General features: G+C 74.0%; 13 protein-coding genes. 4 read left to right on the top strand and 9 right to left on the bottom strand.

The features are described from left to right. Positions 1-8: 8 nt before the first annotated feature. Positions 9-1,109 (top strand): NAD-dependent epimerase/dehydratase family protein, encoded by a 1,101-nt coding sequence (locus tag PAI11_RS02050; protein WP_007570327.1) that lies wholly within the window; start codon positions 9-11, stop codon positions 1,107-1,109. Here PAI11_RS02050 and PAI11_RS23765 read toward each other — a convergent pair. The 3 genes from PAI11_RS23765 to PAI11_RS23760 are packed head-to-tail and all read right to left on the bottom strand — an operon-like array spanning position 1,081 to position 3,748. Beyond that, positions 1,081-1,776, bottom strand: coding sequence for a TetR/AcrR family transcriptional regulator (locus PAI11_RS23765; protein ID WP_007570325.1), 696 nt, complete (start codon positions 1,774-1,776; stop codon positions 1,081-1,083). The two genes, PAI11_RS02050 and PAI11_RS23765, sit on opposite strands and share 29 nt — an antisense overlap. After that, positions 1,773-3,143 carry a cytochrome P450 gene (locus tag PAI11_RS02040; RefSeq protein WP_007570323.1) on the bottom strand — a complete coding sequence of 457 codons (1,371 nt, stop codon included), beginning with the start codon at positions 3,141-3,143 and terminating at the stop codon, positions 1,773-1,775. Before PAI11_RS02040 ends, PAI11_RS23765 begins: the two co-directional genes overlap by 4 nt. Continuing rightward, complete coding sequence (locus PAI11_RS23760; protein ID WP_007570321.1) at positions 3,140-3,748, bottom strand: adenylate/guanylate cyclase domain-containing protein; 609 nt, start codon at positions 3,746-3,748, stop codon at positions 3,140-3,142. The genes PAI11_RS02040 and PAI11_RS23760 overlap by 4 nt, the downstream gene beginning before the upstream one ends. A gap of 95 nt (positions 3,749-3,843) precedes the next feature. Here PAI11_RS23760 and PAI11_RS02030 point away from each other — a divergent pair, with 95 nt between their 5' ends. Next, positions 3,844-4,350 (top strand): DUF4396 domain-containing protein, encoded by a 507-nt coding sequence (locus tag PAI11_RS02030; RefSeq protein ID WP_007570319.1) that lies wholly within the window; start codon positions 3,844-3,846, stop codon positions 4,348-4,350. A gap of 208 nt (positions 4,351-4,558) precedes the next feature. Here the strand turns inward: PAI11_RS02030 and PAI11_RS02025 are convergent, their stop codons facing one another. The 5 genes from PAI11_RS02025 to PAI11_RS02005 form a co-directional block, all read right to left on the bottom strand. After that, complete coding sequence (locus PAI11_RS02025) at positions 4,559-6,157, bottom strand: GMC family oxidoreductase (RefSeq protein ID WP_007570317.1); 1,599 nt, start codon at positions 6,155-6,157, stop codon at positions 4,559-4,561. A 204-nt stretch (positions 6,158-6,361) separates the two neighbouring features. Then, on the bottom strand, positions 6,362-7,825 hold the full coding sequence (locus PAI11_RS02020) for an NAD-dependent succinate-semialdehyde dehydrogenase (protein WP_007570315.1): 1,464 nt from the start codon (positions 7,823-7,825) through the stop codon (positions 6,362-6,364). 132 nt (positions 7,826-7,957) lie between these two features. Next, positions 7,958-8,719: a GntR family transcriptional regulator gene (locus PAI11_RS02015; RefSeq protein ID WP_007570313.1), complete on the bottom strand. Its 762-nt coding sequence runs from the start codon at positions 8,717-8,719 to the stop codon at positions 7,958-7,960. Between the two features lie 70 nt (positions 8,720-8,789). Next, entirely contained in the window at positions 8,790-9,590 is an 801-nt protein-coding gene (gene attM / locus PAI11_RS02010) for an AttM family quorum-quenching N-acyl homoserine lactonase (RefSeq protein WP_007570312.1), read from the bottom strand. A gap of 29 nt (positions 9,591-9,619) precedes the next feature. Next, the gene (locus PAI11_RS02005) at positions 9,620-10,894 is read right to left on the bottom strand and encodes a hydroxyacid-oxoacid transhydrogenase (protein ID WP_007570310.1); all 1,275 of its coding nucleotides are present in this window, start codon (positions 10,892-10,894) and stop codon (positions 9,620-9,622) included. 245 nt (positions 10,895-11,139) lie between these two features. Here PAI11_RS02005 and PAI11_RS02000 point away from each other — a divergent pair, with 245 nt between their 5' ends. Further along, positions 11,140-12,558: an FAD-binding oxidoreductase gene (locus PAI11_RS02000; protein WP_007570309.1), complete on the top strand. Its 1,419-nt coding sequence runs from the start codon at positions 11,140-11,142 to the stop codon at positions 12,556-12,558. A gap of 47 nt (positions 12,559-12,605) precedes the next feature. Here PAI11_RS02000 and PAI11_RS01995 read toward each other — a convergent pair whose 3' ends face one another. Next, the gene (locus PAI11_RS01995) at positions 12,606-13,199 is read right to left on the bottom strand and encodes a hypothetical protein (RefSeq protein ID WP_007570307.1); all 594 of its coding nucleotides are present in this window, start codon (positions 13,197-13,199) and stop codon (positions 12,606-12,608) included. A gap of 157 nt (positions 13,200-13,356) precedes the next feature. Between PAI11_RS01995 and PAI11_RS27725 the strand changes: the two genes are divergently transcribed. Beyond that, positions 13,357-13,965, top strand: a complete 609-nt coding sequence (locus PAI11_RS27725) for an arsenate reductase/protein-tyrosine-phosphatase family protein (RefSeq protein WP_007570305.1) — start codon at positions 13,357-13,359, stop codon at positions 13,963-13,965. Positions 13,966-13,979 lie beyond the last annotated feature (14 nt).

The raw sequence follows: 13,979 nt of genomic DNA, 5'->3' as shown, positions 1-13,979 counted from the left end.
TGGGTTCCATGCTGCTGGTCACCGGAGGCGCCGGGTTCATCGGCTCGCACGTCGTGGCCGCGCTGCTGGACGCCGGCCACGCGGTGCGCGTGCTCGACGTGCTGCTGCCGGCGGCGCACGGACACGACGCGGGTGCGGGCGTCGAGGGCCTGGACCCCCGGGCCGAGCTGCTGGTCGGTGACGTCACCGATCCCGCGACCGTCGCCGCGGCCCTGGTGGGGGTCGAGCACGTCTGCCACCAGGCGGCGATGGTCGGCCTCGGCAGCGAGATCGACGACATCGCCGACTACGTCCACCACAACGATCGCGGCACCGCGGTCCTGCTGCAGGCGCTGGCGCGCCGGCGATTCGCGGGCCGGCTGGTGCTGGCATCGAGCATGGTCGTCTACGGGGAGGGGCGCTACCGCTGCGGGCGCCACGGCCCGATCCGCCCGCCGGCTCGCAGGCGCGAGGACCTCGAGGCCGGCCGCTTCGATCCGCCCTGCCCGGAGTGCGGGGCAGCGCTCCGCCCGGAGCCGATCCCGGAGGACGCCCCGCTCGACCCGCGCAACGTCTACGCCGCGACCAAGCTGCACCAGGAGCACCTGGCGGCCGCCTTCTCGCGCGAGACCGGCGTTCCGGTGACAGCGCTCCGCTACCACAACGTCTACGGACCGCGGATGCCACGCGACACGCCCTACGCCGGGGTCGCGTCGATCTTCCGCAGCGCATTGGAGGCCGGTCGCGCGCCGCGGGTGTTCGAGGACGGCGGGCAGCGGCGGGACTTCGTCCACGTGCGGGACGTCGCCCGGGCCAATCTGCTGGCGCTGACCGCCGAACGGGCCGTGTCCGGAGCGTTCAACGTCTGCTCGGGCGTGCCGCGGACGGTCGGGGAGCTGGCGCAGGCGCTCTGCTCGGCGATCGGCGACGGCCCCCCGGCGCCGGTCACGACCGGGGAGTACCGGCTCGGTGACGTCCGCCACGTCTTCGCATCCCCCGACCTGGCGGCTGAGCGGCTCGGCTTCGTCGCCGACGAGCCCTTCGCCGCGGGGATCGCCGAGCTCGCCCGCGCACCACAGCGATCGGCGGCGACCGGAGCGCCTACGACTCGGTCGCCCGCAGCCCGGTGAAGAACGTCGTCAGCATCGTGCCGTACAGCTCCGCCGACTTCGCCTCGGGCTCCAGCAGCTGCTCCAGGGCCACGCCGTTGGCCATCGCGAAGGTCATCCGCGAGGCCTCGGCGGCGCTGATCGGCGGCGTCCAGTCGAGCTGGCGCGCCCGCTCCTCGAAGAGCGCGGCGATCTTGGCGCGCAGGGCCCGGTGGCGGGTGACCAGCTCCTGGCGGAACTCCTCGTTGCGCGACGCGTAGACGGCGAACTCGAAGAACAGCCGCGACCACTGCTCGTCGGCCCTGATCGCGCGGATGAAGTCGACGCCGGCCTGGCGCGCCTGGTCCTCGATCGTGGCGTCCTGGTGCACGACCCGGTCGATCTCCTCGAACCGCTCGGCGAAGCGCTCGTCGAGCATCGCCAGGAACAGCTCCTCCTTGTTCTTGAAGTTCGCGTAGAACGCGCCCTTCGTGAACCCGGCGTCCTGGGCGATCTCGTCGATCGACGCCTGCTGCATCCCCTTGCGGGTGAAGAGCTTGGCCGCCGAGTGCAGCAGGCAGGTGCGGGTGTGCGCCTGCTGCTGCTTGCGCGTCCGGCGGGCGAACGGCTCCGGCGAGGCCGGCGGCGCGGGCGGCTGCGGCGGACTGGGCGGCGCCAGGCGTCCGTCGCCGGACCGCTCGCCGCTCATCGGCCGCCCGCCCCCGCCACCGCGGGCTCCGACGGGGAAGCCGTCGCGGCCGCCCTCGGCGTGTGGGCGCGGACCACGACCCGGGCACCGTGCGCCGGCGTCTGGGTGATCGCCCGCCGGCGGATCTGCTCGCCCTCCGGCGTCTCGGGCACCAGGTCGACGCCGGCGACGATCGCGGCCAGGACGCGCTTGGTCTCGAACAGCGCGAAGCTCGCGCCGAGGCAGCGCCGGACGCCGCCGCCGAACGGGAACCACGTGTAGGTGCCGGGCTTCTGGTCCAGCCAGCGCTCGGGCAGGAACGCGTCCGGATCGGGGTAGACGTCGGGCCGCCGGTGCACCAGCTGGATGCACGGCGTGACCCGCGTGCCCTTCGGCAGCAGGTGGTCCCCGATCTGGACGTCCTCCTGCAGCTCGCGGACGACGATCGCCAGCACCGGGCGCAGCCGCAGCGTCTCGGTGACCACCGCGTCCAGGTAGGCGTCCTCGCCGGCGAGGACCTCGTCGCGCAGCCGCGCCAGCTTGTCGGGGTGGCGCACGAGCCGCTCGAGCGCCCAGCCGAGGGTGGTCGCCGTCGTCTCGTGGCCGGCGACCAGCAGCGTCATCAGCTCGTCGCGCAGCTCCTGGTCGGTCATCGCGCGACCGTCCTCGTGGCGCGCTTGCAGCAGCAGCGACAGGATGTCCTCGCGCTGCTCCAGGTCAGCGGCCTCGCGGCGGGCGCGGATCAGGCGGAAGACGACCTCGTCGGCCGGCTCCAGGTGCCGCTTGACGATCCCCAGCTCGCGGAAGCGGTGCGGGCCCATCGCCGCCACCATCGCCATCGTCACCGGGTGCGTGACCCGCTCCAGCAGCGTGGTCAGGACGGCCCGGACCTCGTCGAGCCGGGCGCCGTCCTCGACGCCGAAGACCGCCCGCATGATCACCTCGAGGGTGATGTTCTGCATCCGCGGCCAGGCCGGCAGCGCCTCGCCGACCGGCCAGGTGGCGATCTCGTCGCGGGCGGCCTGCTCCATCAGCTCGCCGTAGCCGGCCATCCGCTTGCCGTGGAACGGCGGCAGCAGCAGCTTGCGCTGGCGCATGTGCGCGTCCTCGTCCAGCAGCAGCACCGAGTGGTCGCCGAGCAGCGGCAGCAGGATCTGGTTGCCCTTGCCGGCGTGGAAGACCTTCGGCGAGCCGGTGAAGACCTGCTTGACGTGCTCGGGGTCGGCGAGCATCACCCAGTTGCCCTCGCCGCTGATCCGCAGCGTGAACATGTCGCCGTAGCGCTCGCGACAGCGCTTGAGGAAGGACGGCCCGCGGGTGATGAAGCCCGTCGTCTGGAGGGCCCGCGGCATCCGCGGTCCGGGCGGGAGGCTGGTGGTCGTGCTCATGTCGTCGCTCCTTGGATCCGGGCGCGCCCGCGGCCGGTGCCGCTGCGCCAGGGGGTTGCGCGCCGGCTCCGACCGTCGCACCAGATGCTCGCCGGTCGCCGCTCGACGGCCTGTACGGGATGCGCGGGGACCGGGTCGTCCACGTTCTTCAGCCAGTGCAGGCGGCGGTCGCCGAACCGCAGCCCGGCGAGGTCGCCGCCGCAGGCCTCGGCCGTCGCCGCGCTGACGAGGACCTCGCCCCCGCCGGCGGCCGAGCACAGGCGGGCGGCGACGTTGACCGTCATCCCGTACCAGTCGTCGCCGCGGCGGACCGCGGGACCGCTGTGGATGCCGACCCGCACCGGCGGCGCGCTGTCGTCCTCGTGCCGGTCGACGATCGCCAGGCCGAGCCGGGTGGCCAGGACCGGATCGGAGCAGCGCAGCATCACGCCGTCGCCGAGGGTCTTGACCTCTTCCGCGTGGTGCGCCGGCAGCAGCTCGCGGACGGTGGCGAAGAAGCCGACGGCGACCTCGGCCGCGCGGTCGTCGCCGTCGTTGGCCGTCAGCGTCGTGAACCCGACGAGATCGGCGAAGAGGAAGCAGTGTCGGTCGGCGACGGTCGCCACGTACCGGACGGTATCCAGATACCGATTGGTATGCAAGGGTGGATCGCGACGGATCTGTGTTATACCCCCTAGGGGTATCCGAACGGAGGACCGGCATGAACACCGACGAGCACCGCCCAGCCCACGACCACGAGACCGCCCACGGCCATCACGCGTCCGCCGACGGCGCCACGCTGACGCGGACCGCGATCCAGGCGACGCTGCACTGCCTGACCGGCTGCGCGATCGGCGAGGTCCTGGGCCTGGCGATCGCCACCGCGCTCGGCTGGGGCGACATGGCCTCGATCGCGCTCGCCGTCGCGCTGGCGTTCTTCTTCGGCTACCTGCTGACGTCGCTGCCGCTGCTGCGGTCCGGCCTGCCCCGTCGCGAGGTCGTCCGCCTGGCGCTCGCCGCCGACACCATCAGCATCACGACGATGGAGGTCATCGACAACCTGATCATGCTGGTGGTCCCCGGGGCGATGGCCGCCGGACTTGGCGACCCGCTGTTCTGGGGCGCGCTGACCGCGGCGCTGTTCCTCGCCTTCTGGATCACCGTCCCGATCAACCGCTGGCTGATCGCCCGCGGTCGCGGCCACGCGGTCGTCCACGCCCACCACTGAGCGGGTGTGCAGGCGGCGGGCCGCGGCGCGGCGGCGGGCGGGCGGCCGCGGGCGGACAGCAGGTGGCGTCAACTCCCGGCGCCTCACGAGCGGTGGCGTCAGTTGGCGGCGCAAGGCGCGGGCAATTGACGCCACCTCCGGCGGGGCGCGGGCAATTGACGCCACCCGCCCCGCCCGCAGCCCCGCCCCGCCCGCCGCCGGGCCCGCGCTACGCGGCGGCGGTCGGCGCCGCCACCCGTCCCCGCACCAGGTCGGCCGCGCGCTCGGCGACCATGTAGGTCGGGGCGTTGGTGTTGCCGCCCGGGATCACCGGGAAGACGGACGCGTCGGCGACCCGCAGGCCCTCGATCCCGCGGACCCGCAGCTCTGGATCGACGACCGCGTCGGCGTCGGTCCCGATCCGGCAGGTCCCGACCGGGTGGTAGATCAGCTCGATCCGCTCGCGGACCGCCGCCTCCAGCTCCTCGTCGCTCTGGGTCTCCGGGCCGGGGTGCAGTTCGCGGACGATCGTCGACGCGAACGGCTCGGCCGACGCGACCTTGCGGGCGAACTTGAGCGCGGCCACCATCGCGTCGATGTCCTCGCGCTCGGTCAGGGAGTTGGTCAGGATCGCGGGAGCCGCCGCCGCGTCGGGCGAGCGCAGCGTCACCTGGCCGCGGCTGCGGGGCGAGACGAGCACCGGCACGATCGTCGCCGCGTGGCCGTCGAAGGTGACCGCGCCGTGCTGCTCGTAGAAGAGCGCGCCGTTGTGGAACTGGATGTCGGCGGCGGGCAGGCCGGGCCGGCTGCGCCAGAAGGCCACCGACTCGGCCGCGGTCGACGTCAGCGGCCCGCTGCGGCGCGTGACCCACTGCAGCAGCTTCGCCGGCTTGTCCGCGCCGTAGAGCGTCTCTTGATCGGTCACCTCCCAGAGCACCGTCAGCATCGGGTGGTCCTGGAGGTTGCGCCCGACGCCGGGCAGGTCGTGGGCGACCGGGATCCCGACGTCCTGCAGGTGCTGCCCGGGGCCGATGCCCGAGAGCATCAGGATCTGCGGCGAGCCGATCGCGCCGGCCGCGAGGATCACCTCGCGCGTGGCGTGGGCGACGTGCTCGGCGCCCTTCTTGTCGCGGTAGCGGACGCCGACGGCCTTGGTCCCGTCGAGCTCGATCCGCTGGACGTGGGCGTTGGTGACGACCTCGAGGTTCGGGCGCTTCATCGCCGGGCGCAGGAAGGCGTCGGCGGCGCTCCAGCGGCGGCCGTTCCGCTGCGTGACCTGGAACATCGTGGCCCCGTCCTGCTCGGGCCCGTTGTAGTCGGCGGTCCGCGGCACGCCCGAGCGGTCGAACGAGTCGAGGATCTTCTGGTTCAGCGGTCGCGGATCCTTGGGATCGGTGACCTTCAGCGGGCCGCCGACCCCGTGGTGCTCGCTCGCCCCGCGGCTGTTGTCCTCGGACTTCAGGAAGTAGGGCCGGACGTCGTCCCAGCCCCAGCCGGCGGCGCCCTGCGCCTCCCACAGGTCGTAGTCCAGCGGACGGCCGCGGACGTACAGCATCGCGTTCATCGAGCTGGAGCCGCCGAGCATCTTGCCGCGCGGGATGTACAGCCGGCGGTTCGCGCAGCCCGGCTCGGGCTCGGTCGAGTAGTCCCAGTCGAGCTTGGTGTGGAACTGGTTGGCGAACGCGGCCGGGATCTTGACGTTCGGGCTGCTGTCCTTGCCCCCGGCCTCCAGCAGCAGGACCCGCGTCGACGGGTCCTCCGAGAGGCGGTTGGCCAGCACGCAGCCGGCCGAGCCGGCACCGACGATGACGTAGTCCGCGGAGGGCATGGGCGCCAGCCTCCCCGATCAGGTCGCCGCGGTGGCAGTGATTTCGCCACAACCGCCTCGGGGCGCCCTGGGGTGCGGCCACGGCGCCCGGCGCCGCCCGTCACCCGTTCGGCGGCGATCCGTCACCCGTTCGTCGGCGCGGCCCCGGGCGACCCGCGAGCGAGGCCGGCGGGCAGCGCGCCGCCGACCCCGTCGCGACGGGCCTCAGCGGGGGTCGGGGATCGCGACGTAGCGGACCGACAGGTACTCGTCCAGGCCCTCGGGACCACCCTCGCGTCCGAACCCGGACGCCTTGATCCCGCCGAACGGCGCGGCGGGGTTCGAGACCAGGCCGGTGTTGATCCCGATCATCCCCGCCTCGAGCGTGCGCGAGACCCGCAGCAGCCGACCTGCGTCGCGGGTGAAGGCGTAGGCGACCAGGCCGTACTCGGTGTCGTTGGCCATCGCGATCCCCTCCTCTTCGGTCCTGAAGATCGAGATCGGGGCGACCGGGCCGAAGACCTCCTCCTTCAGGATCCGCGCGTCCTTCGGGACGTCCGTCAGGACCGTGGCCGGGTAGTAGCGGCCGTTCGCCTTGTCGCTGCCGCCGGCCGCGACGGTCGCGCCCTTGGCGACCGCGTCGTCGACCAGCTCGCGGACCTTGTCGACCGCGTTGTCGTCGACCAGCGGGCCGAGCGTGGTGTCCGGCGCGGTCCCCGGCCCGAGCACGAACCCGTTGGCGATCTCGACCAGGCCCTTGGTGAACTCCTCGGCGACCGACTCGTGGACGACGAAGCGGTTGGCCGACGTGCACGCCTGGCCGCCGTTGCGGAACTTCGCGATCTTCGCGCCCGCGAGCGCCTCGTCGACGTCGGCGTCGTCGAAGACCACGAACGGCGCGTTGCCGCCGAGCTCCATCGACATCCGCAGCAGGTTGCGGCCGCCCTGCTCGGCCAGCGACCGGCCGACCGGCGTCGACCCGGTGAACGACAGCTTCGCCGTTCGCGGGTGGTCGATCAGCTTCGACGTCACGCCCTTCGAGTCGGTCGTCGTGACGACCGACACGGCCTTCGGATGCACGCCCGCCTCGAGCAGGATGCCCGCCAGCGCCAGCATCGTCAGCGGCGTCTGGTGCGGCGGCTTGACGACCACCGAGCAGCCAGCCGCCAGCGCCGGCGCGATCTTGCGCGTGCCCATCGCCAGCGGGAAGTTCCACGGCGTCACGAACACGCACGGACCAACCGGATCGCGCTCGGTCAGGATCCGCCCGCCGGTCGTCTCGTGGAACGCGTGGCGGCCCTCGATCCGCGTCGCCCGCTCGGCGTACTCCAGCAGGAACCCGTTGGCGTACGCGACCTCGCCGCGGGAGTCGGGCAGCGCCTTGCCCATCTCCAGCGACATCAGCGTCGCGATCTCCTCGGCTCGCTCGGCGACCAGGTCGTGGGCCCGCCGCAGCGCGTTCGCGCGCTCGCGCGGCGGCGTCGCGCGCCACTCCAGGAAGCCCTCCCAGGCGCCCTCCATGATCGCGTCGGTGTCCTCGGGCTTGGCGTCCGGGACGTGCACCAGCTCGGAGTCGTCGGCCTTGTCGGTGACGGCGAACGTCTCGCCGTCGAGCGAGGTCCACTCGCCGTCGATCAAGGACTTCGGCGGCACGCGCAGCGGCAGCTCGGTGGAGGTGGTGTCAGCCATGGTGGTCTCCTGTCGCCGTGTGATGGTCCCGGGACGGCCGGCGCAGCGCCCCTCGGTCCAGCCTGACGGATCGGGCTCCCCGCCCTGTCGGGACGACGTGTCGCAGCCGTCGGGCGGTCGACGGACGGGTCGTCATCCGTCGTCCTCGCCGCCGCCCGTCGGCTCCTCGATCGCCGCCCACGCCAGCTCCGCCGGTCGGCCGCCGCCCTCCTGGGCCAGCAGCAGGCCCGCCGTCGAGAGCAGGTGCGCGCGCATCGCCGCCGCCGCCCCGGGCGGGTCGCCGGCGCGGATCCGGTCGAGGATCGCGACGTGCTCCTCGAGGATCGTGTGGAGCGTCCGGCTGCGGCCGACCGTCGACGTGCCGAGGAACCGCACCAGGTCGCGCAGGTTGGCCACCTGGTCGGCCAGCCGGCGGTTGCCGGCGATCCGCAGCAGCCGGTCGTGGAAGCGACGATCGGCGGTCATGAACGCGGTCCCGTCGTCGCGGCCGGCCTCGACCCCCATCGCGGCCAGGTCGCCGGCCAGCTGCTCGACCTCGGCGGGCGTCGCGAGCGCCGCCGCCCGCCGGGTCGCGGGGACCTCGAGCAGCAGCCGCAGCGTGAAGATCTCCTCGAGGTCGTGCAGCGGCGTCTCGAGGATCCGGACCCCGCGGTTGCGCTCGAACCCGACCAGCCCCTGGTCGGCGAGCAGCAGCAGCGCCTCGCGGACCGGAGTCCGCGAGGCGCCGAGCTGGGCGGCCAGCTGCGGCACCGAGAGTCGCATCCCGGGCACCAGCCGGCCGTCGGCGATCGCGTCGCGGATCAGCTCGGCGATCCGCGTGGTCAGCGTCCCGGCCCCGCCCGATGGGTCGGACAGCGCGGGAAACGTCGGTGGAGCGGGCACCTCGCCGGACACGGGGGCAGCATCCCATCCCGAGTGGTGCGCGGGCACGCTCCCGACCGACCGAGGATCGCCGGATCGCGGCTCAGTCGTAGTAGGCCGGGGCGTGCTCGAAGGTCGACCACGCGTCGGGGTCGTGACCGGTCACGACGGTCGCGTCGGTCCGCGCGGCGATCCTCTTCAGCCGCTGCACCGACCGGACCGCGTCGACCGCCGAGGCGACGAAGCCCGGCAGCGCCTGCTCCTCCCAGTGGTCGCGGGTGTAGGCCGCGTCGATCGTCAGCAGGAAGGTGCCGCTCTTGGGCAGCGTGACCTCGAACGACTGGTGACCGGGCGCGTGGCCGGGGGTCCGCCACAGGCGCAGGGTGCCGTCGCCGAAGAGGTCGAAGCCGTCGTCGGACTCCTCCAGCAGCGTCCACGGCACGCCCGGCTTCTTGAAGTCGGCGTCGATGTAGGCGCCGGCCGCGAACCAGTCGGGCGCGTGGGCGTACTCGTACTCGGTGCGGGTGGCCATCACCCGCGCGTTGGGGAAGTGGTCGAGCGCCGCAAGCGCGCCGGTGTGGTCCAGGTGCAGGTGGCTCTGGACGATCCAGCGGATGCTGCCCGGGTCGATGCCGACCTTCGCCAGCGCCGGGACGACCGCCTGGTCGGCGTCGAAGACCGGCCAGTAGACGTCGGAGACCGGGCCCCAGTAGCCCTTCGGGTCCTCGCGCGCCTCGGCCGCGTTGCCACCGTCGATCAGGACGTTGCCCTTCGGGTGGGTGATCACGTACCAGGGCACGGGGATCTCGTAGGGCTCGCCGAGGCCCTGGTTCATCTTGATGTTCTCGACGTGGCACTTGAGCGTGCCGCCGTCGAACATGTACAGCCGGATCTCGTCCGTCATCGCGCTCTCCCGGGGGGATTCGGGGGTGGTCAGATCGCCTGCAGCGAGTCGCGCAGGATCGACGCCAGGTCGTCGGCCGTGGGGACCTTCGGCGCCACGGCCAGCAGCCGCTGCTGCTTGAGCGCGCCCTCGACCAGCGTCGGGATGTCGTCCGCGCCGTAGCCCAGCTCGGCGATCCCGCTCGGGGCGTCGACGTCGCGCATCAGCTGCCGCAGGACCTCGGGCAGGACCTCGGGCCCGCGGTCGCCGATCGGGCCGCCGGCAAGCAGCTCGGCGACGTGGTGGTGACGCTCGGGCGCGGCGTCGTAGGTGAAGCGGAAGGCGGCCGGGGCGGTGACGATCACCGAGTGGCCGTGGGGCACGAACGGGTGGTCGTCGGGGTACTCCGGCGGCTGGTAGACGTGCTTGAGCCCCGCGATCGGGTAGGCGCAGGCGTGCGGGATGTGGACGCCGGCGGAGCCGAAGCCGACGCCCGCCATCGTCGCCCCGAGCATCATGAAGCCGCGGGCCTCGGTGTCGTCGGCGTCGGCGACGGCGCGCCGCAGGTAGCGGCCGCCGTACTCGAGCGCCTTCGCCGACCAGACGTCGGCGACCGGGTTGGCGCCCTGGTACGGCGGGCGGTCGTCGGGGCTCGCCGGCCGCTCGCGCTCCGAGAACGGCCGCGAGATGTAGCTCTCGGCGGCGTGGCAGACGACGTCGAGCCCGGTCGACGAGGTCACCTGCGGGGGCAGCGTGCGGGTCAGCTCGGGGTCGACGATCCCCTGGCTGGGGCGCATGTAGCGGTGGGAGATCCCGCTCTTGACCTGCAGCTCCGGGATGTCGAGGACGGCGACCGTCGTCGCCTCGGAACCGGTGCCCGACGTGGTCGGGATCGCCAGGTGCGGCAGCAGCGGGCTCGGCGGCTTGCGGCCGCCGCCGATCGGCGGGTTGACGTAGTCGAGGATCGGCGCGGGATGGGTGGTGACGAGCGCGGCGACCTTCGCCGTGTCGATCGAGGACCCGCCGCCGACCGAGACGAAGCCGTCGACCCGGGCCTCGCGGGCGGCGTCGACCGCGTCCTGGAGCGACTCGAGCGTCGGCTCGACGCGGCTGCGGTCGTAGACGACGACCTCGATGCCCTCGGCCGCGATCGCCTCCCGCACGCGCTCGGCCAGGCCGAGCCGCGCGATCGTCGGGTCGGTCACCAGCATCGCCCGCCGGACGCCGAGTCGCTTCAGCTCCCAGCCCGCGTCCCCGACCGCGCCGGCGCCGAACTTGATCGGCGTCGCTTCGAGGGTGAAGATCGTCTCGCGCTCGGCGCTCACGCGCGCCACCTCCGGCTCGTTGTCTCGTGGCCGCCCGACCGCCGTTGGCCGGGCCGTACCGTTGCGCGGGGAGCCCGCTGGCCTCAGCCACCGCTCTCCGCGGAGCGAGGTATAGCACGTAACATGTCACATGCGCAAAGCGGCTGGACGGGCTAGCATGCGACACGCTCCTCGCCCGGACGGGCCGCGTCGGCGGCCGTTCGCGGGGACCGTCGCGACCACCACGACCCGCAGGAGCCGCCCCGATGACCGCCCCTCCGTCGACCGCCGAGCAACAGGCGCTGACCCGCGATCTCGCCCGCCTGGTCGGCGCCGACCGGGTCGCGGTGCCGCTACCGGGCTCCGAGCTGCTGCACGACGCGACCGAGTCGCGCGGGCTCGCCGGACGCGCCCTGGCGGCGGTCCGCCCGGGCACCGCGGACGAGGTCGCCGCGGTGATCGCGTGGGCCGCGCGGCGCGGCCTGCCGGTCGTCCCGCGCGGCGGCGGCACCGGGTTCTCCGGCGGCGCGGTGGCCGGCGCCGACGACGACGATCCGCCCGCGATCGTGCTGTCGACCGACGGCCTGACCGGCCCGGGCGAGATCGTCCCCGAGGACTGGACCGCGACCTTCCCGGCCGGGCTGACGACCGCCGACGTGCAGCGCCGCTGCCTCGAGGCCGGGCTGTTCCTGGCCCCCAACCCGGGCTCGGCGGAGTCGTGCCTGATCGGCGGCAACGTCGCGACCAACGCCGGCGGTCCGCGGTCGTTCCGCTACGGCCCCCTCCGCTCGTGGCTGACCGGCGTCGAGGCGGTGCTCGGCGACGGCCAGCGCGTGCGACTCGGCGGAACCGTCCGCAAGAACGTCGAGACCCTCGACCTGCTGGGGCTGCTGTGCGGGTCCGAGGGCACGCTCGGGGTCGTGACCGAGGTCTCGCTGCGGCTGCAGCCCGCGCCCGAGGCGGCGCTGCCGGCGGTCGCGGTCTACGCCGATCGCGAGGCCGGGCTGGCCGCGCTCGCGGCGACGATGGCGAGCGGCGTCGTCCCGACCGCGATCGAGTTCCTCGACGGCCTCGCCCTGACGGCCGGCGCCGCCGGCTTCCCGGGCGGGCTGCCGGACGGGGCCCGCTTCGGCGTCCTGGTCGAGGCGCTCGGCCAGGTGGACGTGGCCCGGATCGAGGCTCGCCTGCTGGCCGAGGCGATCGCCCCCGACGCGCTGCGGGTCCACGCCCCGACCGAGCGGCGCGCCGTCGACGCCCTCTGGCGCTGGCGCGACGGCGTCTCGCTGGCGGTGACCGCGGCCCGCGGCGGCAAGCTCTCCGAGGACCTCGTCGTCCCCGCCCATCGGCTCGGCGAGGCGCTGACCGCGATCGACCGGCTCGGCGAGCGGCTCGGGGTCGAGGTCACGTCGTGGGGCCACGCCGGCGACGGCAACCTGCACGCGACCGTCCTCGTCGATCGCACCGACGCCGCGGCGCTGGCCCGGGCCGAGCACGCCGCCCACGAGATGCTCGCGATCGCCCACGAGCTGGGCGGCGCGCTGACCGGCGAGCACGGGATCGGCCTGGTCAAGCGCGAGGCCGCGGCCGGCCTCGACCCCGCGGTCCTGGCCGCTCAGGCGGCGGTCAAGGCGGCCCTCGACCCGGCGGGGATCATGAACCCCGGGCGCAAGCTGCCGGTGGCGTAGCGGGCGGGCGGCGGGTGAGCGGCGTCGGCTGCGCGCCCGGACGAGCGCTACCCCCGCAGCAGCTTCGGCAGCCGCGCGATCCCGCGCGGGATGTCGCTGCGCGAGCGCCCGATCGCCGTCGCCAGCGCCGCCGACGCGTCGTGGTGCAGCGGCGCCCCGTGACCGACCAGCAGGTGCTCGGGATCGAACGGGCGCAGCGCCGTCGGCGGGGTCAGCCGCATCATCGGGTGGACGCCGAGCGGCCCGTCGCCGAGCGCGAAGTAGGAGCCGCTGCCGACCGACTCGGGCACGACCAGCACCCGCCGCTGCGGCCACCAGAGGGCGCTCTCGCGCCACCAGCGACGCCGAACCAGCGGCACGACCTCGAACGGCGTTCCCGGCAGCGCGTCCGGCAGCCGCAGCAGCGGCACGCCCAGCCGGCGGGCGATCGCGTCGCTGTCGCGAGCGTGACGGTCGAGCAGCTGCAGGACGGCCACCGGCGTCCCCAGCTCGACGACGCGCTCGAGCGCCGGCTCCCAGCCGACCGGGTCGATCAGCCAGACCCGGCCCTCGTCGACGAGGGCATGGGAGGCCCGCTCCATCTGCTCGTCGACGACCCAGCTGAGGGCGAAGTCGACGTCGTCGTGGAACCGAGCGTCCATCGCCCGAAGGCTATGGCACGGGCCCAACACCAAATGCCGACCGACCCGAACGTGGCGCCTCGCCACTCGTCAAGCGAGACGAACGTCCAGCTGACGGGCCAGATGACCAAATCGTTCCCCCATCCGCCGCTCGCAGGGGTCTACGATCGAAAGCCGTTTGAGGCACGTCCTGTTCGTCTGCACGAAGAACGCGGGGCGGTCGCAGATGGCTGCGGCCTTCTTCGATCGCCTGGCCCCGGCCGACGTGCGCGCCAAGACGGCCGGCTCCCGCCCGAGCGACCGCGTCCACCCGATCGTCGTCGAGGCGATGCGCGAGCGCGGGCTCGACCTCTCCCGCCGCCGCCCCCGCCCGCTGTCGGTCGAGGAGCAGCTGGACGCCAGCCTGGCCGTGACGCTCGGCTGCGCGGACCGCTGCAGCTTCGTCCCCCGGGTGGTCGAGGAGTGGGCGATCGACGACCCGGCGGACGCGCCGATCGACGAGGTCCGGCGGATCCGCGACGAGATCGAGGCCCGCGTCCAGCAGCTGGTCCGCGACAGGATCGAGGAGGCCCGACGGCCGCCGGACGCGCACGAGCAGCGGCTGATCCGGCTGCTGCTGGCGCTCGCCCGGCGCTTCGGCGGCCGCCACCAGCCGCACGAGATCCGGGCCGCCGCCGAGCACGCGCTGCGGACCGTCGAGGTCACCACCGACGCCGCGCTCCGCCAGGCGTCGTTCCCGATGTCGCTCGCCCACCGGCTGGCCCGCGAGCGGCTCGCCGCGTCCTAGCCGGGATCCGGCCG

Source organism: Patulibacter medicamentivorans (assembly GCF_000240225.1).
Classification (GTDB): Bacteria; Actinomycetota; Thermoleophilia; order Solirubrobacterales; family Solirubrobacteraceae; genus Patulibacter; species Patulibacter medicamentivorans.
Note: the sequence above shows the minus strand (reverse complement) of the source record. Positions and strands in the feature narration are given on the sequence as shown.

Excerpts from the sequence above, each read along its gene's own strand:
- PAI11_RS02020 (WP_007570315.1), bottom strand. The coding sequence starts at position 7,825 with ATGGCTGACACCACCTCCACCGAGCTGCCGCTGCGCGTGCCGCCGAAG.
- PAI11_RS02030 (WP_007570319.1), top strand. The coding sequence starts at position 3,844 with ATGAACACCGACGAGCACCGCCCAGCCCACGACCACGAGACCGCCCAC.
- PAI11_RS02000 (WP_007570309.1), top strand. The coding sequence starts at position 11,140 with ATGACCGCCCCTCCGTCGACCGCCGAGCAACAGGCGCTGACCCGCGAT.
- PAI11_RS23765 (WP_007570325.1), bottom strand. The coding sequence starts at position 1,776 with ATGAGCGGCGAGCGGTCCGGCGACGGACGCCTGGCGCCGCCCAGTCCG.
- PAI11_RS02040 (WP_007570323.1), bottom strand. The coding sequence starts at position 3,143 with ATGAGCACGACCACCAGCCTCCCGCCCGGACCGCGGATGCCGCGGGCC.
- PAI11_RS01995 (WP_007570307.1), bottom strand. The coding sequence starts at position 13,199 with ATGGACGCTCGGTTCCACGACGACGTCGACTTCGCCCTCAGCTGGGTC.
- PAI11_RS02025 (WP_007570317.1), bottom strand. The coding sequence starts at position 6,157 with ATGCCCTCCGCGGACTACGTCATCGTCGGTGCCGGCTCGGCCGGCTGC.
- attM (WP_007570312.1), bottom strand. The coding sequence starts at position 9,590 with ATGACGGACGAGATCCGGCTGTACATGTTCGACGGCGGCACGCTCAAG.
- PAI11_RS02050 (WP_007570327.1), top strand. The coding sequence starts at position 9 with ATGCTGCTGGTCACCGGAGGCGCCGGGTTCATCGGCTCGCACGTCGTG.